The sequence below is a fragment of the Paenibacillus sp. VCA1 genome, assembly GCF_031583795.1.
Taxonomy (GTDB): domain Bacteria; phylum Bacillota; class Bacilli; order Paenibacillales; family Paenibacillaceae; genus Paenibacillus_AQ; species Paenibacillus_AQ albilobatus.
This window is the reverse complement of sequence record NZ_JAVLSX010000026.1, coordinates 15,608-34,862: the sequence shown is the minus strand read 5'-3', so window position 1 is coordinate 34,862 and position 19,255 is coordinate 15,608. Positions and strand designations below refer to the sequence as shown.

The window sequence follows — 19,255 nt, the reverse complement described above, 5'->3', positions numbered from 1 at the left end:
CGGGCTGATGAGACAGCCCTGAACTTGGGGGAACTACGGTTAGCAGAAATGCACGACCGACTACCACCCAAGAATCCCGATGATACCGAAGGTGTCAGCTTGCGGCTTTAGCCGTGGGAGTCTCAAATGACCCATCGTACGGCATACGCCAAGTCCCTAGCCCAAGCCGGAGTTCTGCTTGCCGACGAAACGCTGCTCCCAAGCTCAAGCGGGCTTCGGATCACGTTTTCGCTTGAAGGAGGGAAGGCTGATGTAACGGTCGGTCCTTTTTCCGCGGATAGCGTGCTGATGGAAGGGTTTCTCATGATCGAAGCCCATTCCGTCGATGAAGCTTTGGAACGGGCGAGAAGGGCTCCCGTTCCAAAGGGCCGGGGAAAAGTTGACATTGAGCTGCGCCAGCTGGCGGATCCGGCAGTAACCTATCATGATCCTAACATCATGGCGTTGGAGACGAACTTGCGGGAACAAATTTAAAATTCCGAAAAAATTTTTTGAAGGTTGTCGATTTATTCGTTTGGCATTCGTCGTTAAAGTAGAAACGGATTTCAAGCGGTGAATTTATAATGAATGCTTGATTCAAAAAAAACAATTGGAGGGTTGATGATGAACATGAGAGCCTATTACGGAGAAGTCGTGGATCCGTTCGGCGTCGCGTGGCAAATCGTGAAATAGCAAGCTTTTGCATGATTTAAATGTACCCATAATCGATCCAAGAAAAGGAGAAAATCATATGAACCAGGAAGTAACCGATTTTATCGATGCGATAAAGGAACCGTGGCAAAAGGAAATGGCAGCAGAGCTTCGCAAGGTTGTTCATCAAGCGATTCCGGATGTGCAGGAACGGATTCAGTACAAAAAGCCCCATTTTTTGAAAAACGGGAAATATGCGGCGGTCATTTCGACTTCGAAGGATGCCGTTAGTTTTACGATTTTTAATGCGACCAAACTCGACCTTCCGGAAGGCCTTTTTGACGGACCGCCGGAACGAAAAACGTTGAAGCTGCGCCAAGGTCAAGGCTTTGATCCGGAGCAGCTGAAAGCCTGGGTCGGCCAAGCTTCTTCGGCTTTGTAAAACGTCATTTGCAGTCGTCAAATATATGACATGTATATGACACGAAGATTGCATCGCGAACGATCTGCCGTGCTTTTCTTTTTTGTAGTAAATTGAAAATAAGGGCTTGACATTTATTTCTGTCTGTGATTTGATTATAGCCATAATTCAACATTTGGCTTTGATCAAAGACATGACTTCTTGCACGAGCTGCCCAGAGAGAGAGGTTCCGGCTGAAAGCTTCTCCTGAAAACGGCATGAAGTTACCCCTTTGTAGCTGTGGCGTTGAACCCGCTTTTGCATCACGGAGCGGCAGTAAGCGGCACCGTCTGATCCCCGTTAACGGATTCCAATGAGAACCTGCAATTTCAACTTTGGCCTGCGGCCGAGGCTGGTTGACTGCTGGTTAAATTAGGGTGGAACCACGAGATGAACGCACTCGTCCCTTGAGGATGAGATGCGTTTTTTTGCGTTCAAATATGGGATTTTGAAATAAACGAATGAAAAAATTTATAGGAATGGAGGTAAGAACGATGGAGATTCAAGTTACGCTGCCAGACGGTTCGAACAGGAGGTATCCGCAAGGCACCACGATAGAACAAATCGCCGAATCGATCAGCATAGGGCTGAAGAAAAACGCGATCGCAGGCAAAATCGATGGAAAGCCCGTCGATCTGAACTATGCGCTCGAAGCGGACGGACGGGTGGAAATCGTCACCCTGGACAGTCATAACGGACTTGACATATATCGGCACAGCACGGCCCATCTGATGGCACAGGCGATCAAGCGGATTTACGGGCAAAAGGCGGTTAAACTCGGCATCGGTCCGGTCATCGAAGACGGGTTCTACTACGATATCGATATCGAGAAACCGTTAACGCCGGATGATCTTGCTGCGATCGAAAAGGAGATGGCTAACATCGTGCAGGAAAACCTGCCGATCATGCGCCGGGAGGTCAGCAGGGAGGAAGCCGTCCGAATCTTTGAAGAACTCGAAGATCCGCTGAAGCTGGAGCTGATCCGGGATTTGCCGGAAGATGCAGTCATCTCGATTTACGACCAAGGAGAATTTTTCGACTTATGCCGAGGGCCTCATCTGCCGTCCACGGGCCGAATCAAAGCTTTTAAGCTTCTCAACGTGTCCGGGGCCTATTGGCGCGGCGATTCGAACAACAAAATGCTGCAGCGCATATACGGAACGGCATTTCCGAAACAAGCACAGTTGGAAGAGCATCTTCATTTTCTTGAGGAGGCCAAAAAACGCGATCACCGCAAACTGGGGAAGCAGCTGGAACTGTTCATGTTTTCGGAGGAAGCGCCGGGCATGCCGTTTTTCCTGCCAAAAGGCATGACGATCCGTACGGAGCTGGAAAACTTCGCAAGGGAGATGCAAGGAAAGAGGGGCTACGATGAAGTCCGGACGCCTCTCATGATGAACCGGCGGGTCTGGGAGCAATCGGGCCATTGGGATCATTATAAAGACAATATGTACTTTACGAACGTCGACGATACGATGTACGCGTTGAAGCCGATGAACTGCCCGGGACATATGCTTATTTTCAAAAACAAGCTCCGTTCCTATCGCGATTTGCCGCTGCGCATCTCGGAGTTCGGCCAAGTGCACCGGCATGAATTTTCTGGGGCGTTGAACGGCATGCTGCGGGTAAGGACGTTTTGCCAGGACGACGCGCATCTGTTCGTGCTTCCGAGCCAGATCGAAGAAGAAATCGGCAGCATCATCGAGCTGATCGACAACATGTATCAAGTGTTCGGCTTTGAATACAAAATCGAGCTGTCGACGCGTCCGGAAGACTCGATGGGCTCGGATGAGCTCTGGGAAGAAGCGGAGCGGGCGCTGCAAAACGTGTTGGACCGCCGCGGCATCGATTACCGCATCAATGAGGGAGACGGCGCGTTTTACGGGCCGAAAATCGATTTCCACATATTAGATGCGCTCAAGCGGAGCTGGCAGTGCGGCACGATTCAGCTGGATTTCCAAATGCCCCGAAAATACGATCTCACTTATGTCGGAGAAGACGGTGAGAAACATTGTCCGGTCGTCATTCACCGTGCGGTATACGGTTCGGTCGACCGATTTATGGGCATGCTGACGGAGCATTACGCCGGAGCCTTCCCGCTGTGGTTGTCTCCCGTCCATGCGAAGCTGCTCCCCGTGTCGGAGAACTATATCGATTACGCTTTTGAGGTCAAAAAGTCGCTTGAAGACGCCGGCATTCGGGTCGAAATCGATATTCGAAACGAAAAGTTGGGGTACAAAATCCGGGATGCCGAAATGATGAAGGTCCCCTACATGCTCGTTCTAGGCGAAAACGAAAAAAATTCCGGCGGCGTGTCGGTGCGGAAAAGAGAAGAAGGCGATCTGGGGGCAAAAAGCATCCGGGAGATCGTCACAATTATAAAGGAAGAAATTGATGCGAAAAATTAATGTTGTTCGAAAAGAACAATGGTGAAATGAATTACGATCCGTTCCTTTACATCATGTGGGGGAACGGTTTTTTTATTTATATCTTGCAGCAGGAAGTCACGCTTTTTGGGCACGCGGCATAGGGTGGATTAAAGTGTCGATATTTTATAAATAAAAACCATGCTTGGGACGTACAAGCTTTTGGAGCATCAATGGCAGGAGGAAAGAATGAATGAGTGTGAACGATAACGAAGAAGTCGGCGTCCTTCCAATTACCAAGCAGCAGACCGAACGCTTAAACGAACTTTTGCTGCGCCTGCTTCAAGCTGTGCCTCCTGCGCTGCTCAGGCAAGACCCTCCATCGATAGCAGCTTTGAAGGAGGTGCTGAAGCATTTTCAGAACTTTTTCACGGATTCGGAGTTCCCTGTTAGAGACAAGGCCCTCCTTCAATCCACGTTTGAGCTCTCGATCGCGATGTGCGAGGCGGTGCCGGTCTCAGGGGTTGGAATTCTAATAAACCTGCAAGAAAATTTGGATGATCTTCTGTCCACCGTACTGCTGCTTCATGTGACACGTATAAAGAAGGATTGTTTGGTGGAATTGATCAGGAAAATCCAGCGCAAGATATCCGGCATCATGCCTTCGGTTTCACTTGGAATTACCGGAACGCCGGGTCCGCGCGGCATTTCCGGCCCCCCTGGCGCCCCTGGCCCACCAGGCCCTCCAGGACCTGCCGGCCCGGCCGGAGCGACCGGCCCAAGAGGGGCGACAGGAGTGGGGTTAACCGGAGTCGTACCGTTTGATCCGGAACAAAGCCGGTTTTATCCACAGGGGCAAATCGTTACTTTTCATGGCAGTACGTATATCGCCAACATCGCATCGCCAGGAGGCGATCCAGGAAGTTCGCCAGATTACACACTCCTTGCTGAGGTCGGGGCTCCGGGTGCGACGGGAGCGACAGGAGCCACAGGTGCAACGGGAGCGACGGGTGCAACAGGAGCAACAGGGGCGACAGGTGCAACGGGAGCTACAGGAGCTACAGGAGCAACGGGAGCGACAGGTGCTACGGGAGCCACAGGAGCAACGGGAGCGACAGGTGCTACGGGAGCCACAGGAGCAACGGGGGAGACGGGAGCAACTGGAGCGACAGGTGCTACGGGAGCAACAGGAGCAACGGGAGTGACGGGTGCGACGGGCGAAACCGGAGCAACTGGTGCAACAGGAGCGACAGGAGCCACAGGAGCGACAGGTGCAACGGGGGCAACAGGAGCAACTGGAGCGACAGGTGCTACGGGAGCAACAGGAGCAACGGGAGTGACGGGTGCGACGGGCGAAACCGGAGCAACTGGTGCAACAGGAGCGACAGGTGCAACGGGGGCAACAGGAGCAACGGGAGCGACAGGTGCAACGGGCGAAACCGGAGCAACGGGGGCAACGGGAGCTACAGGAGCAACGGGGGCCACAGGTGAGACTGGAGCAACAGGGGCAACAGGTGCGACAGGAGCAACGGGAGCGACGGGAGCCACAGGCGAAACAGGAGCGACGGGTGCTACGGGAGCTACAGGAGCAACGGGCGGAACCGGAGCAACGGGAGCAACTGGTGCAACGGGTGCTACGGGCGCAACTGGTGCAACAGGGGCGACAGGAGCCACGGGGGCCACAGGTGCGACAGGAGCAACGGGAGCTACAGGAGCAACGGGTGCTACGGGCGCAACGGGCGGAACCGGAGCAACGGGAGCAACTGGTGCAACAGGTGCAACGGGAGCGACAGGGGCCACAGGAGCAACGGGAGCGACAGGTGCTACGGGAGCCACAGGAGCAACGGGAGCGACGGGAGAAACAGGAGCCACGGGTGAAACGGGAGCCACAGGTGTGACAGGAGCGACAGGTGCAACAGGCGAAACCGGAGCCACGGGAGCGACGGGTGCTACGGGAGCAGGAGCAACTGGTGCAACTGGTGCAACGGGTGCTACGGGCGCAACTGGTGCAACGGGAGAAACAGGTGCAATAGGTGCAACAGGAGCGACTGGAACCAGCGTTACCGAAAATCACGCATTTGCGGCCAATACGTCCGGCACCGTCATTTCTGTTCTTTTAGGCGGAACAAACGTATCGTTCCCAAATGCGCAGGATATCGGGCCAGGCATCACGATAAATGCGGCCAATAATACGTTTACCGTCGTCAATGCAGGAAACTATTATATTTCATATTCGATCAACTTGAACGTTTCTTTGCTGGTCAGCTCCCGTATTCTAATCAATGGAACCGCTGCTCCGGCCTCAACGATATCGCCTGCAGTCAGCGCGACTTCTTTTCAAACCAACGTCATTACGCCTGTCCCCGCGGGGGCAACCATAAGCATTCAACTGTTTGGCGTCCTTGCAACCGCAACGCTTACGACAACGACGCCTACCAATGTTACGATCATACGATTAAGTTGACCAGGTTCGAACCGGCTTCCTACCTAAGGGAGTTGGCAGAAAAAACACCGAAAAAATCCTTATTGCCAGGGTGATGCATTTTCACCAAAGCAATAGGGATTTTTTACTTCTCTTCGTAAAACAATAAACTAAAATCCCAAATTTGGAGGAATGGATTTGATGAAAAAAATCGTTTGGTTCATGGCTGTTTCATTTTTGCTGCTCGTCCCGTCCGGCGCTGTCTTGGGGGCGGAGACGCAGGATTGCCAGGTATTCAACAAAGTATTTAACACAGAATTGAAGCATGAAAACGGCGTCTGCAAATTGGGGATTACCCGCAAAAATATCAAGGTTTCGAACTTGGGAGTGCCGCTATCTCCGGAAGAAATTGAATTTTCATTCGGCGCGAATTTCGAAAAGGTAGGGGATAAAACGGCGGTGATCGGGGAGTTTGCGCTTCTCGGAAACGAGGTGAATCCCGTCATCGATGCGCTTCGCAAAGGGAATATTAACATATCCGCCCTACATAACCACCTTATCGGCGAAGAGCCCCGTATTCTGTTTCTGCACTTCCAGGCGCTTGGGGATGCCGAATCGCTGGCGAGGACGGTGAAAGAAGCGATCAACGCAACCGCCGGTTACTAAAAAGGAAGGGGACTAAGACCGCTGATGGCACAACGAGACCTCAACAACCGAACCTTAGAATCGATGCTGCCGAAAACGTTGGGCGAATACCTTTTAGACTGCTTGAAACAGGAGGGGCTGACCGAAATTTTCGGCGTGCCCGGAGATTACAATTTCTCTCTGCTGGATGCGATCGAACGGTACGCCGGAATACGATTTATTAACGGACGCAATGAGCTGAACTCCGGATATGCGGCGGATGCTTATGCGAGAATCAGAGGGTTGTCCGCGCTCATCACCACGTTTGGCGTCGGCGAATTGAGCGCGTGCAACGCCGTTGCCGGCGCACGCAGCGAGCATGTGCCCGTGATCCATATCGTCGGATCGCCGCCGGATGCGGCACAGAAGCAGCATAAGCTGATGCATCATACGTTAATGGACGGCAATTATGACGTTTTCCGGAAGATGTACGAACATATTACGGCATATACGGCCGTGCTGACGCCCGAAAATGCCATGCTGGAAATCCCGCATGCGATCCGGACCGCCAAAGAGAAAAAACAGCCGGTGTATCTCGTGGTTGCCGACGATTTGGTTGCCAAGCCGGTTGTCATGCGCCAAGAAGCCAGCCTGGAGAAAACCGTTTCGAATCCTAATGCGCTGCAGACGGCGGTCGATCGCATCAACCGGATGTTGATGCAGGCCCAAAGCGCAATCCTGCTGGTGGACGTAAAAACAATGAGGTTCCATTGGGAGCAATATGTGCGAAAATTAGCGGAGTCGCTGAATTTGCCGGTTGTTTCCACGCTGTACGGCAAAAGCGCGTTCGACGAATCGCATCCGCTCTTTATGGGCATGTATGGAGGAGCCTTTGGCCGTCAGGACGTACGCAGCCTTGTGGAAAACGCGGATTGCGTAATCGCCGCCGGTTTCATAGAGGCGGACACCAATACCGCAAATTTCACGGCCAAGCTGGACCCGCTTCGGCTCATTGACATCCAACCCTCGAAGGTTAAAGCTGGTCTGGCGGAATATCCCAATGTGATGGCGGAGGACCTTTTGCTAGCATTGCAAAACATCGGGTGGACACGGCCCGGAACGCCAACAAAAGGACCCGGACCATACGATGCCATAACAGGGAATCCGGATGAACTGCTTCAGGCGGCTTCTTACTATCCCCGTTTTCAACGGATGCTAAAGGAAGGGGATATCGTGATCGCAGAAACGGGAACCTTTTATTTTGGCATGAGTCAAGTCTCGCTCCCGAAAAATACGATTTTTATGGGGCAGGGCGGATGGCAATCGATCGGTTACGCCACGCCTGCAGCCTATGGAGCATGCATTGCCGCCCCTTCGCGCAGGATCCTGCTATTCACGGGCGACGGCTCCTTGCAGCTCACGGCCCAGGAAATCAGTTCCATGCTGCATTACGGCTGCAAGCCGATCATTTTCGTGCTGAACAATGACGGATATACGATTGAAAAATATTTGAACGTGAAGACCAAAAACCAAACCTATAACAACATCCCGAACTGGTCCTATACGAAGCTTGCGGAAGCCTTCGGCGGGGAAGCTTTTGCCGTTGCGGTTCGCACCAATCAAGAGCTGGATGACGCGATTTCCCGCGCCGAAAAAGAATGCGCCAGTAAAATGTGCATCATCGAGCTGATGGCGGCCGACCCGATGGATGCTCCGGATTACATGCACAACATGCGCTACTATTTGGAGCAGCAGCAAAAACTGAAACAATAATTCACTGATATAGAATGAATTAAAGTTTTTACTTGTGAAGGTTATAGGGGCGCGCGGGGCTCTTTTAACAGGAAGTTCGATGCCAACTTTAGTTCAATCTATATAGACCAAAACTGTACACCCGTTTCGATTCTTGTTATAGTAAACGAAAACGGGTGTTCGCATTTTTGCGAACCTTTGAACGACGGGGGAGAAGATTTTGGCTGAAGCGTTAAAAGCGATGTACGATCGAGAGTTTTTGGCAGGTTTCGGAGAGAAGGTCGGATCCGCGTATCCGGCTTTTCATACCGAGGGCTTTGTTGCAAAAATCATGGCCGATGATTGGGAGGGACTGGAACTAAAAGCGAGAATCCGCCGAATCGCGACGGTTTTGGGCGATTTTTTGCCTGCGCATTATCCCGCTGCATTGGACGTGTTGTTTTCGATCGACGAGGAATGTAAGGGGTTTCCGTACCTGTTTTTTCCCGACTTTGTCGAAGTATACGGACAGGATCCGCAATATTGGGAACTTTCGATGGATGCGTTGGAGCGGTTCACGCAGCGTTCCTCGTCCGAATTTGCGGTCAGACCGTTCATTATGCGCGATCCGCAGCGGATGATGAACCAAATGCTGATCTGGTCGCAGCATCCGAACGAACATGTCAGACGCTTGGCGAGCGAAGGCTGCAGACCCCGTCTGCCGTGGGGACAAGCGCTTGCGCCATTTAAAAAGGACCCTTCCCCCGTTCTTCCGATTTTGGAGCAGCTGAAGGAAGATCCATCGCTTTATGTCCGCAAGAGCGTCGCCAACAATTTGAACGATATCGCAAAGGACCATCCTGACGTCGTTATTCGGCTGGCCAAAGCGTGGCTCGGGAATCATCCCGATACGGATTGGATTGTCAGACATGCATGCCGGACGCTGATTCGGAAAGCGGAGCCGGAAATCATGAGGCTGTTTGGCTATTCCGGCAGCAGTGAGGGGAACACGCTTGTCCAGTCGGCAGTGCTTGCGGTCGAGCCCAAGAAAATATCCATTGGGGATAACAGTATGGTTCATTATGAGATTTGCATTCGGGAAGGAACTGACGCGCGCTTAAGGATCGAATACGGCATTTATTTTGTGAAGGCGAACGGACAAACCTCACGCAAGTTGTTTCTCTTATCGGATAAAACCGTACCCGGAGGTTCGAAGCTGACGGGACAGCGCAAGCACGGCTGGTCCGATTTGACGACAAGACGGCATTATCCGGGGGAACATCGCATCGTGCTGGTCGTCAATGGCGAGGAGGTCGCGGAAGACTCCCTATGGCTCAGAGCCTGACTACGAATTAAATGATCGGGTCGGGGCATTTAGATTACTTCCAAGGCAAAAACATAAAAAGCGTCGCCCAGAGCAACATGTTCCCGTTTTTCATCCATCCACCAGACCCCATATGAAAAATAGTAGATTCCTTTCTGAGTCGGCGCTCGGAAGGTATTATCAATCACGGCAATCTCCGTGTACTTGCCTTCCGACAGCTGCTCCAAATGGATTTTGTTCGGAAGGGGTTCGTAATCCATCACAAATTTGATTTCGGCGCCGGGACTTACGCTGACCGGCTTTTTATTTTTCAGGAGTTCGGCCGGACCGGGAGTGTCTACGCACGTGCTTGTGTTTTTGGATGACCAGCAGTAGGTGCCGAGTTTGGTATCGTGCAGTTTGTCCCCGATTTGTATAGAGGCTTTAGGCGGCTGCCCCCCGGTCAATTCGCGAACGGTCGTCTTGCCTCCGTTGTTGGCATGGATCGAACATCCCCATAGGGAAAGCAATATCAAGAACGTGATGGACAGTTTGATCATGTTCACCCCTCCTTTAAGATCACAGACGAATCAAACCCTGCGGTTGTTGCTGTTTGAAAACAATTCCCTTGACATGTTGGAAAAAAATACGAGATAATGTACGCGCGTACATTAATGGTTTTCAGCTTCATTTGCTATCAACAATTTGTTTGTGAAATGTAGGGGGTGATGCCGTATCGTCACACGAAAAGCGGTAGCGGACATGGCGGGCGTATCGGAAGCAACCGTCTCCCGCGTGTTCAACCGGGTGGGTCCAATCAAGGAAGAAACGAGGTTGAAAGTGCTGAAGGCGGCGGAGGCGCTGGGATATTACCCCAATGCCATCGCCCAAAGCTTTGCCCGCAGAAAAAGCGGCAATCTCGGCGTCGTGCTTCCTTATGTGCCGAAGGTACATATTTTTTCAACCTATTATTTTTCGGAGATTTTGAGCGGGATTGGGGAGCAGGTTCGCGAGCTTGGTTACGATATGCTGCTTATTTTTCGCAAGCCCGGCGATGATAACGGTTACATCGAGTTGTTTCGATCGCAAAAGATCGACGCTTGCATCCTTTTGGGAACGACGGATACGCCGGAGGAGCGGAAAGCGTTAAGGGCGCTGAAGGAAGCGAACCACCCGTTTTGCTTGGTGAACCAGCATTTTGCGGGCGAAGATTTTCTTGAAGTGGATGCGGATCATGAACAAGGCGCCTATGAAGCGGTGAAACATCTGCTTGATGAGGGTTATCGCCGCATCGCGTTCCTGAACGGTCCGCCCGGATATTCGAACAGTGCGGATCGCCTCAAGGGATACGTACGCGCAATGACGGAAGCGGGCATATTCAATCCCGTCGATGATCCGGATGAAGCGATCCCTGCCCAATGGCTTGAAACGGGCAACTACAGCCGGACGAGCGGGTATGAGTCGGCATTTCGTTTCGCCCGCCATCTCGATAGCATCGATGCCGTTTTTGCCGCGAATGACCGTATGGGCATCGGGCTTATTCAAGGCTTTCGGGAATTGGGCGTTCTGCCCGGCAGAGACATCGCCATCGTCGGCTATGACGATTCGGATGGCGCCCGGATTACAGATCCGCCGTTGACGAGCGTGGCCGTCCCTTTTTACCGGATGGGGGCATTGGCCGCCAAGCTTTTGCTTAAGGAAAATGCGGATGAAACTGTGTCGGAATTTGAGGAAGGGGTAAATCATATCAGCGGTCATCTATATCAAATGGCAACCCGGCTGATCGTTCGATCATCGAGCGCTGGGAGCCAAGCATAGTTATGAATAGGGTGCATATGAAAAGGAGGCGTATTCAATGCAGCAGATTCGAGTAGGAATGGTAGGCTACAAATTTATGGGGAAGGCGCATAGCCATGCGTACCGCGACATTCCGATGTTTTTCCCGGGTGTCGTTCAGCCCGTCATGCAGGTGATTTGCGGCCGCGACGCGGACGGGGTGTCCCAAGCCGCAAAGCAGTTCGGCTGGCAGGATTACGTCACGGACTGGAAAGAACTGATCGGGCGGGATGACATCGACCTCATCGACATCAATGCTCCAAGCGATATGCACAAAGAAATCGCCCTCGCGGCGGCGAAGGCAGGAAAGCATTTGCTCTGCGAAAAACCGCTTGCGCTGACGCTTCAGGATTCCCGGGAGATGCTGGCGGCTGCCGAAGCGGCAGGAGTTAAACATATGGTAGGATTCAATTATCGTTTTGCCCCAGCCGTGCAGCTTGCCCGCAGGCTGATCCAGGAAGGGCGTCTGGGACAAATTTATCATTTCCGGGGCTGGTTTTTGCAGGACTGGATTATCGATCCGGAATTTCCGCTCGTGTGGCGTTTGCAGAAAGATATCGCCGGTTCCGGTTCCCATGGGGATTTGGGCGCGCATATCATCGACCTGGCCCACTTCCTTGTGGGCGACATCGAGGAAGTTATCGGCATGAGCGAGACGTTTATCAAAGAACGGCCGCTGCCGGGCTCCATGAGCGGTTTAAGCGCCAAGGGCAACCAATCGGACGAAAAAGGCCCCGTCACCGTGGACGACGCAACCTTGTTTCTGGCGAAATTCGCCAACGGCGCATTGGGAAGCTTTGAAGCGACCCGGTTTGCCGCCGGCCACCGCTGCACGAATTCCTTCGAGATCAACGGAAGCAAAGGCAGTTTGAAATTCGATTTCGAACGGATGAACGAACTTCAGGTTTATTTTACGGAGGATGACGAAGACGTGCAGGGCTTCCGCCGCGTTCTGGCGACGGATCCCGCGCACGCTTATGCCGAAGCCTGGTGGCCGCCGGGGCATACCATTGGGTTCGAACATACGTTTATCCACGAAACGGTCGAGCTGCTTCAGGCGATCCGCGAAGACCGGCAGCCCGTTCCGAATTTTGCGGACGGCGTGAAATGCCAGCAGGTGCTTGAAGCCGTCGATTTGTCGATCGCGGAGAGAAGATGGGTGCGCACCGAGGAGCTTTAAAATATGAGCTTGAGCTTAAAGAGGAGATGTGGACATGAACAAAGCGCTGATCGTATGGGGAGGCTGGCTTGGCCATCAGCCCGAGGAAGTATCGGCCATTTTTCGTGGCATTTTGGAAGAGGAGGGTTATGAAGTCGAAGTGTCCGACACGCTAGCGGCATTTGACGATGCCGAAAAATTGAAAACGCTTGACCTGATCATTCCCGTATGGACTATGGGCGAAATCAGTCAGGAAAGGGTCAACAACGTGTCGGAAGCCGTGCAATACGGCGTCGGTTTGGCCGGTTGCCACGGGGGTATGTGCGACGCATTCCGAAGCAACGTCGACTGGCAGTTCATGACGGGCGGAAACTGGGTCGCGCATCCGGGCAACGACGGTACTCCCCATCGGATTAACATGGCGAACACGTCAAGTCCGATCGTAGAGGGGATCGAAGATTTCGACGTCTCGACCGAGCAGTATTACCTCCATGTCGATCCTGCCGTCGAAGTGCTGGCCACGACCCGTTTTCCGGTTGCGGACGGTCCCCATGTTTATAACAAGTCCGTCGATATGCCAGTGGCGTGGACCAAGCGGTGGGGACTCGGCCGGGTATTCTATTGCTCGCTGGGGCATCAGGCGAACGTGATCGAGCTTCCGCCGGTCAAGGAGATTATGCGCAGAGGGATGCTGTGGGCGGCCGAAGGCAAAGCCAAGGCGGCAGGGAAGCAAGCAGGAAGCCAATATACCGGCATGATGGATAGCCAGGTTTAAATTTAGCGGATTGGAGAGCGCTCATCATAATGAAGAAAATGAATGTCGGCATTATCGGATGCGGAAACATCAGCTCCATATATTTTGAGAATTTGAAAACGTTTCAAGCGGTCCACGTTTCCGCCTGCGCGGATTTGGACCTGGACCGGGCAAAAGCGAAAGCCGAGCAGTTCGGAATCGCCAAAGGCTGCACGGTTGCCGAACTGCTTGCGGATCCGGAGATCGAGCTGGTCGTGAACCTGACGATTCCCGCTGCGCATGCGCGGGTCTGCCTGGATATTTTGGAAGCCGGAAAACATGCGTATGTCGAAAAACCGCTGGCCGTCACCAGGGAAGAAGGGCGGTCCATTCTGGCCAAAGCCAAAGAAAAAGGGCTGCTCATCGGCAGCGCCCCGGATACGTTTCTTGGCGGAGGCATCCAAACCTGCATCAAACTCATCGAGGACGGTTGGATCGGCACACCCGTGGCGGCGACGGCGTTTATGATGGGCAGGGGACATGAGCATTGGCATCCGGATCCCGAATTTTATTATGCCAAGGGCGGGGGACCGATGTTTGACATGGGGCCGTATTATCTGACGGCTTTGGTGGCCATGCTGGGTCCGATCAAACGCGTGGCGGGGGTAGCGAAAATATCTTATCCGGAGCGAACGATCACCAGCTCCAAAAAGTTCGGCCAAACCATTGCGGTCGAAACGCCGACCCATGTCGCAGGCGTACTCGATTTCCACAACGGAGCCACCGGGACGATGATTACGTCCTTCGACGTCTTCGGCGGCAGCCGGCTGCCATGCATCGAAATCTACGGCAGCCAAGGTACGCTTAGCGTTCCGGATCCCAATACCTTCGGCGGGCCGGTGCTTCTGAAGCGCCATGACAGCCAGGATTGGAAGGAAATCCCGCTATCCCATGGCTATGCGGCGAATTCGCGGGGAATCGGCGTGCTCGACATGGTTTATGCGCTGAACGGCGGCAGAAAGAACCGCGCCAGCGGCGATCTCGGTTTCCACGTCCTTGAAGCGATGCATGCCTTCCATGACTCTTCCGAGCAGGACCGGTATTACGTCATGACAAGCACCTGCGAACGGCCCGCACCGCTTCAGCAAAATCTCCCTTACGGCGTGATGGATTAATCCATCGCGCTTTTTTTCGAATAAAAATAAGGGGCGAGGCATCTTTGCATAGCCAAAAACACAAGAATATCTTAAAAGCTTGGAATACATTAATATCTATATAGAATGAATTAAAGTTTTTACTTGTCATTCCTTGATCCACAGGGAATATCCGTTTCAAAGATGTGACTTACTTTAATTCAATCTATCTACAAGATATAAAAACAGACGATTCTTGAATTTGACTGCCCGAGGTGAGATAGATGCCTGTTAAAAGGAAGAAACAGAGACGGCGCTCGTCAAAATGGATGGGCAAACCGGTGCTTGTCATGCTAAAGGATGGCAGCAGCTATATCGGCACGGTGAAAAAACATGACCGCAGCGGTGTCGTTCTAAACGGAATATGGGCCGATCCGCGGCAAACCGCGGCAATTCTGGAGAACAGAGAAAAGGCTCAAGTATCCGGTCTGCTAAGCCTGCTGTTTGGAGGGGGATCCCGTCAGCCCGCGCCAACCGTTAATTCGACAAGAGTTGGAGGAACGGCCGCTAACGGTGGCGGAATGGGTATGTTCGGCTTCTTCGGAAAAATCATACCTGGCATCCAAATCGGAATGAACGTGATGCGCTCGATTATGCCGCTTATGGGATTGCTGAAATAACGACCGGGAGCGTAGATGTAACGGATTCTTTCACAACCGCAGTATTTGCCGCGCTGCCCGTACAACGTCCATTATGCACCATACGATAATGTGCCTTTCGAATTGAAGGAGGAGTATGGGATGAGCGGAGTTGCAGGAGCATACGTTCATAGCCCTTTCAAATCTGTAGGTATTGTTCTGGTCCTCTTTATTTTATTGGTCATTACTCTTGAAAACTTGCTGGATCTAATATCGTAGGCACTGCCGGCATTTTGCCGGCGGTGCCTTTTTTGTGTTTTTATGTTGGCCATCTCCCTTGAAGTGTGGCGCAAAGAAGCGGACGGCGAATGGCGAATGATTCGCTGGCACGAAGAAAAAGGCCAATAAAACATATCAGCTTGTGAAATTGGCCTGAGAACATTTTTTGGTGAAAGCCTTTTCATCCCTGACTAAATGTGGTATCTTGGAAATAACCTAATTGTGTCTAAATTGTGAATGGATGCGGCGTCATTGCGTATGATAAAGCATCACTGTATTAAGGGGGAATGATCCATGACCACGTTGATTCTTGCGCTGTTTACCGCGGCGATGCTTGGAGTGATCCTGTTTGGGAAGAAACATGAGGTACTGATCGCCAGCATCATAAACGCCGCTTTGCTTGTTGGCCTCGTCACCGCATTTAGCCTGAACGCCGGGCCGAACAGCATGTTCTATTTGGCGCTTGTGTTCTACTTCGTGATTCCGATGTATGGCGTGATCGCGCTTTTTGGAGCCATGAAGAAAAGTCGTGCGAAAAAGGAAAATTCCTTGGCTTGATCGAAATCAAATATATAACGGAAAGCGCCAATGGGATGCTTTTATACAAAACCGACTCTTTATGGAGTTGGTTTTATTTATGGAAGGGAGTCATTGGGTATATGTAGTGAAAAGATGCAAGGGCGGAAAGGGGGAGATTGCCGTTAGAACATTAGCGATCAGCGATATTCACGGATGTTTGGATGAGTTAAACCTGCTGCTGCACAAAGTAAGTTACGATCCACAACAAGACAAGCTTGTACTGCTCGGAGACTATGTCGACCGCGGCCCGAACAGCAGGGGAGTCGTAGAGCAGGTGAAAGCGTTCAAGGAAAAGTGGGGCGTCATCACGCTGCGCGGCAACCATGATCAGATGATGTATGACGCCATCGTTGTAGACAGTGAACCGCTGAACGCCAGATGGATTCGGAACGGGGCCAGGCAAACGCTGGAGAGCTATTGCGGAGCTGATTTTTTCGGCGAAGGGATGGGACCGGAACGGTATGCCGAAGCCAAATCGCATGTTAAAAATCATTATATGCATCATTTGGAATTCCTTGGCGGTTTGGACTTTTATCATGAGACGGACACGCATATTTTTGTGCATGCGGGCATTAATCCCCAGTATGAAAATTGGAAAGACCAGCCTCAGGATGATTTTATATGGATCCGGGAGCCGTTTTTCCAATATCCGACGGGACGTGCACAGAAAGTTGTGTTCGGCCACACGCCCGTTTCCTATCTGCATGAGTCGGACGGAATCTGGTTTAGTCCCATGGAAGACAAAATCGGGATCGACGGCGGCTGCGCGTTCGGCAAACAGCTGCATTGCCTGGAGATTGGCGAACACGGAGAATATAAAATGTATTCCGTCCGTAGAGGCGAATCGCCTCAAACCGATGGGGATGCAACCGCTTGAACCGCTTTCGAGCGGTTTTTTTCTCGTGCGGATTTCCTGAGAATTGGGTGGCGTGTGATAAAGCATGACGAAATGGTTAAAAATAGATGAGAATTCAGCCAGCAATCATGCCTGGCATGCCCGGAACGCAACCTTATGGGCAAGGATTTTGCAAAATTCGATTCCTGTCTCTCCAAGGTACAATGTATAGACGAATGAAACCGTTTCGCTCTATGTTGCCAATTGAAAGCCGCTTTTTGGATTTTTGCAAAATCATCGGGTAAAAAAAGGAGTCGTATGGCCAGTGGAAATATTTTTAATGGTTCTTGTACTGTTGCTTCTTATCGGGATATCCAATGTCATCAACCACTTTTTGCCCGTCGTGCCGGTTCCGATCATCCAGATCGGCTTGGGCGTCGTGGCGACGTTCGTGCCCGGGCTGCACCATATTCCGCTCAACCCGGAACTGTTCCTTTTGCTGTTCATCGCGCCGCTGCTCTTCAACGACGGTAAAATAACCCCGCGGGACGAGTTGTGGCAGCTCCGGTCGAGCATCCTGCTGCTTGCGCTGGGGCTCGTGTTCGCGACAGTGTTGATTGCCGGTCCTTTTATCCACTGGATCATTCCGGCCATCCCTTTATCGGCTGCCTTTGCATTAGCCGCTATCCTGTCGCCGACGGACGCGGTGGCGGTCGGCTCATTGTCCGGCCGGGCGAAGCTCCCCGGCAACATTATGCGGTTGCTCGAAGGCGAAGCGCTCATGAACGACGCCTCGGGCCTGGTTGCCTTCAATTTTGCGATCGCGGCGACCGTCACCGGTCAATTTTCGCTGCCCAAAGCGATCGGCAGTTTTATCGTTATCGCAATCGGCGGCGTGATCGCCGGCGTCGTGCTTGGATTTTTGATCATCGGGATCCGGATGCAGCTGCGGCGTATGGGAATGGAGGATGTGACGCTGCACATGCTGATTATCATCCTGACGCCGTTTATTATTTATTGGATCGCGGAAGAAGTCCATGTTTCCGGCATTTTGGCCGTCGTGGCCGCCGGGGTGACGCATGCCATCGAACGCGACAGGATGAGAAGCGGGTCGGTCCGGCTTCGCATCGTATCCGACAGCACATGGTCGGTCATCCTATTTTGCCTGAACGGTCTCGTCTTTATTTTATTGGGGCTAGAAATACCGGGGGTTATCATCGAGGTGTGGAAGGATCCCGCATATAATAACGGTCAAGTGATCGGATACATCTTTCTGATTACGGCAGTGCTCATTATTCTCCGTTTTTTGTGGGTATGGGCCGTAAACCGCCACTTCCGTTCCGCCCTGCTTACGGCATTGTCCGGCGTTCGGGGTGCGTTGACCCTTTCCGCCGCTTTTTCCATTCCTTTAACGCTGGCCGATTTCAGCCCATTCCCCGAACGGAGCTTGATCCTGTTCATTTGCTCAGGCGTTATTTTGCTAACGCTCATCATTGCCAGCGTGCTGCTGCCGATTTTGACGCGGGAGGCCCAGCCCGATCCGGACAAGCTGGCCGAAAGCGAGAGGGCGGCACGAATTCGGGTGCTTGAAGCCGGCCTGAGGGCGGTCCGAGAGGAGATGAACGATGAAAACCGGCGGGAGGCCATCGAGCTGACTACGATCTATTCCCAGAGACTGCAAATGGCCAAAATAAGAAACAAGGATGATCTCGGGAAAGCTTGGAAACAAGCTTTGGACATCCGGATTGAGGCGCTCAGAGCCGAAAAAAGAACCGCGGACCGATGGATGCAGGAAGGGCGGATTTCCCCGAAACTCGCGGACAGGTTTCGAGCGTCGCTCAGCCGGGTCGAAGCGCTGCTTACGACAAGAAAGAAAATCAAAAAGCTGCTTGTGCTCGGCTGGGCCGGCCTGCTGCGAATCTTGCGCAAAGCCCGGAGTAAAGCCGAAGTATTTGATGCCGCCAATCCTAAATGGATGGTTTATAAAGAGCTCAAGCTGGATGCGATCCGGGCAGCCATCAAGCAGGTGAAATCGATGGAAACGTCTGAAAACCACGATACGATCCAGGGCATTCTTGCCGATTATCGCAGCATGGAGCTTCAGCTTCTAAGCGGTAAGTTCCGGGGCGAAACGGTGAAAGAGCTCAGCGCCGAACGGAGGGAGCTGGAACTGAAAGCCATCCAGGCTGAACGCAACGAGATTCAAACCATGTTCGAAAAAGGAGAAATCAGCCGGGCGGTCGCCAACACGCTGCGGATGGACGTGAACTACCACGAGGGGCATCTGTATGAAGCGGAGTCTGTGCATGAGGAGGAAGCGGAGGCTTAAAGGCGGAATCCAAGCAAACATGCAGGTCAAACGCGGGATTTACTTTTAAAGAATTTGATGATAATATGTACCAAACTTTACACGCGATGAAGAGAAGAGTAGATGAACCGCGTTTCCTGACAGAGAGCCCCGGCAGCTGAAAAGGGGCAGGACAAAGTTCATTGAACCAAGCCTCTGAGCGGCGCTTCGGAAGCGGGT

16 protein-coding genes are annotated in these 19,255 nt (G+C 52.4%); 15 read left to right on the top strand and 1 reads right to left on the bottom strand.

From position 1 onward, the window contains the following. Positions 1 to 126 precede the first annotated feature (126 nt). The 7 genes from RJP21_RS30460 (at position 127) to RJP21_RS30430 (ending at position 9,578) form a co-directional block, all read left to right on the top strand. Complete coding sequence (locus RJP21_RS30460; RefSeq protein WP_310862542.1) at positions 127 to 474, top strand: YciI family protein; 348 nt, start codon at positions 127 to 129, stop codon at positions 472 to 474. A gap of 256 nt (positions 475 to 730) precedes the next feature. Further along, positions 731 to 1,072 carry a DUF1801 domain-containing protein gene (locus RJP21_RS30455; RefSeq protein WP_310862541.1) on the top strand — a complete coding sequence of 114 codons (342 nt, stop codon included), beginning with the start codon at positions 731 to 733 and terminating at the stop codon, positions 1,070 to 1,072. A gap of 512 nt (positions 1,073 to 1,584) precedes the next feature. Then, the gene (thrS, locus tag RJP21_RS30450) at positions 1,585 to 3,498 is read left to right on the top strand and encodes a threonine--tRNA ligase (protein WP_310862540.1); all 1,914 of its coding nucleotides are present in this window, start codon (positions 1,585 to 1,587) and stop codon (positions 3,496 to 3,498) included. Positions 3,499 to 3,709: 211 nt separating this feature from the next. Further along, the gene (locus RJP21_RS30445; protein ID WP_310862539.1) at positions 3,710 to 5,920 is read left to right on the top strand and encodes a BclA C-terminal domain-containing protein; all 2,211 of its coding nucleotides are present in this window, start codon (positions 3,710 to 3,712) and stop codon (positions 5,918 to 5,920) included. Positions 5,921 to 6,079: 159 nt separating this feature from the next. Further along, the gene (locus RJP21_RS30440) at positions 6,080 to 6,544 is read left to right on the top strand and encodes a DUF1259 domain-containing protein (protein ID WP_310862538.1); all 465 of its coding nucleotides are present in this window, start codon (positions 6,080 to 6,082) and stop codon (positions 6,542 to 6,544) included. 24 nt (positions 6,545 to 6,568) lie between these two features. After that, on the top strand, positions 6,569 to 8,275 hold the full coding sequence (locus tag RJP21_RS30435; RefSeq protein ID WP_310862537.1) for an alpha-keto acid decarboxylase family protein: 1,707 nt from the start codon (positions 6,569 to 6,571) through the stop codon (positions 8,273 to 8,275). Positions 8,276 to 8,474: 199 nt separating this feature from the next. Continuing rightward, positions 8,475 to 9,578 (top strand): DNA alkylation repair protein, encoded by a 1,104-nt coding sequence (locus RJP21_RS30430; RefSeq protein WP_310862536.1) that lies wholly within the window; start codon positions 8,475 to 8,477, stop codon positions 9,576 to 9,578. A 29-nt stretch (positions 9,579 to 9,607) separates the two neighbouring features. On the opposite strand, the gene RJP21_RS30425 is transcribed toward RJP21_RS30430, so the two are convergent. Further along, positions 9,608 to 10,096: a hypothetical protein gene (locus RJP21_RS30425; RefSeq protein WP_310862535.1), complete on the bottom strand. Its 489-nt coding sequence runs from the start codon at positions 10,094 to 10,096 to the stop codon at positions 9,608 to 9,610. A gap of 175 nt (positions 10,097 to 10,271) precedes the next feature. On the opposite strand from RJP21_RS30425, the gene RJP21_RS30420 reads away from it, so the two are divergent. The 8 genes from RJP21_RS30420 to RJP21_RS30385 all read left to right on the top strand — a co-directional run bounded on the left by RJP21_RS30420 (position 10,272) and on the right by RJP21_RS30385 (position 19,057). After that, on the top strand, positions 10,272 to 11,354 hold the full coding sequence (locus tag RJP21_RS30420) for a LacI family DNA-binding transcriptional regulator (RefSeq protein WP_397386308.1): 1,083 nt from the start codon (positions 10,272 to 10,274) through the stop codon (positions 11,352 to 11,354). A 37-nt stretch (positions 11,355 to 11,391) separates the two neighbouring features. Then, positions 11,392 to 12,552: a Gfo/Idh/MocA family protein gene (locus RJP21_RS30415; RefSeq protein ID WP_310862533.1), complete on the top strand. Its 1,161-nt coding sequence runs from the start codon at positions 11,392 to 11,394 to the stop codon at positions 12,550 to 12,552. A 34-nt stretch (positions 12,553 to 12,586) separates the two neighbouring features. Then, positions 12,587 to 13,306, top strand: a complete 720-nt coding sequence (locus tag RJP21_RS30410) for a ThuA domain-containing protein (RefSeq protein ID WP_310862532.1) — start codon at positions 12,587 to 12,589, stop codon at positions 13,304 to 13,306. A 29-nt stretch (positions 13,307 to 13,335) separates the two neighbouring features. Beyond that, positions 13,336 to 14,439 carry a Gfo/Idh/MocA family protein gene (locus tag RJP21_RS30405; RefSeq protein ID WP_310862531.1) on the top strand — a complete coding sequence of 368 codons (1,104 nt, stop codon included), beginning with the start codon at positions 13,336 to 13,338 and terminating at the stop codon, positions 14,437 to 14,439. Positions 14,440 to 14,681: 242 nt separating this feature from the next. Beyond that, entirely contained in the window at positions 14,682 to 15,077 is a 396-nt protein-coding gene (locus RJP21_RS30400) for a hypothetical protein (RefSeq protein ID WP_160042198.1), read from the top strand. Between the two features lie 531 nt (positions 15,078 to 15,608). Continuing rightward, entirely contained in the window at positions 15,609 to 15,872 is a 264-nt protein-coding gene (locus tag RJP21_RS30395) for a hypothetical protein (RefSeq protein ID WP_310862530.1), read from the top strand. 106 nt (positions 15,873 to 15,978) lie between these two features. Then, complete coding sequence (locus RJP21_RS30390) at positions 15,979 to 16,770, top strand: metallophosphoesterase family protein (RefSeq protein ID WP_310862529.1); 792 nt, start codon at positions 15,979 to 15,981, stop codon at positions 16,768 to 16,770. A 283-nt stretch (positions 16,771 to 17,053) separates the two neighbouring features. Beyond that, positions 17,054 to 19,057: a Na+/H+ antiporter gene (locus RJP21_RS30385; RefSeq protein WP_310862528.1), complete on the top strand. Its 2,004-nt coding sequence runs from the start codon at positions 17,054 to 17,056 to the stop codon at positions 19,055 to 19,057. Positions 19,058 to 19,255 lie beyond the last annotated feature (198 nt).

Coding starts and splice junctions, on each gene's coding strand:
- RJP21_RS30460 (WP_310862542.1), top strand. CDS start 127: ATGACCCATCGTACGGCATACGCCAAGTCCCTAGCCCAAGCCGGAGTT.
- RJP21_RS30455 (WP_310862541.1), top strand. CDS start 731: ATGAACCAGGAAGTAACCGATTTTATCGATGCGATAAAGGAACCGTGG.
- thrS (WP_310862540.1), top strand. CDS start 1,585: ATGGAGATTCAAGTTACGCTGCCAGACGGTTCGAACAGGAGGTATCCG.
- RJP21_RS30445 (WP_310862539.1), top strand. CDS start 3,710: ATGAGTGTGAACGATAACGAAGAAGTCGGCGTCCTTCCAATTACCAAG.
- RJP21_RS30440 (WP_310862538.1), top strand. CDS start 6,080: ATGAAAAAAATCGTTTGGTTCATGGCTGTTTCATTTTTGCTGCTCGTC.
- RJP21_RS30435 (WP_310862537.1), top strand. CDS start 6,569: ATGGCACAACGAGACCTCAACAACCGAACCTTAGAATCGATGCTGCCG.
- RJP21_RS30425 (WP_310862535.1), bottom strand. CDS start 10,096: ATGATCAAACTGTCCATCACGTTCTTGATATTGCTTTCCCTATGGGGA.
- RJP21_RS30415 (WP_310862533.1), top strand. CDS start 11,392: ATGCAGCAGATTCGAGTAGGAATGGTAGGCTACAAATTTATGGGGAAG.
- RJP21_RS30410 (WP_310862532.1), top strand. CDS start 12,587: ATGAACAAAGCGCTGATCGTATGGGGAGGCTGGCTTGGCCATCAGCCC.
- RJP21_RS30405 (WP_310862531.1), top strand. CDS start 13,336: ATGAAGAAAATGAATGTCGGCATTATCGGATGCGGAAACATCAGCTCC.
- RJP21_RS30400 (WP_160042198.1), top strand. CDS start 14,682: ATGCCTGTTAAAAGGAAGAAACAGAGACGGCGCTCGTCAAAATGGATG.
- RJP21_RS30395 (WP_310862530.1), top strand. CDS start 15,609: ATGACCACGTTGATTCTTGCGCTGTTTACCGCGGCGATGCTTGGAGTG.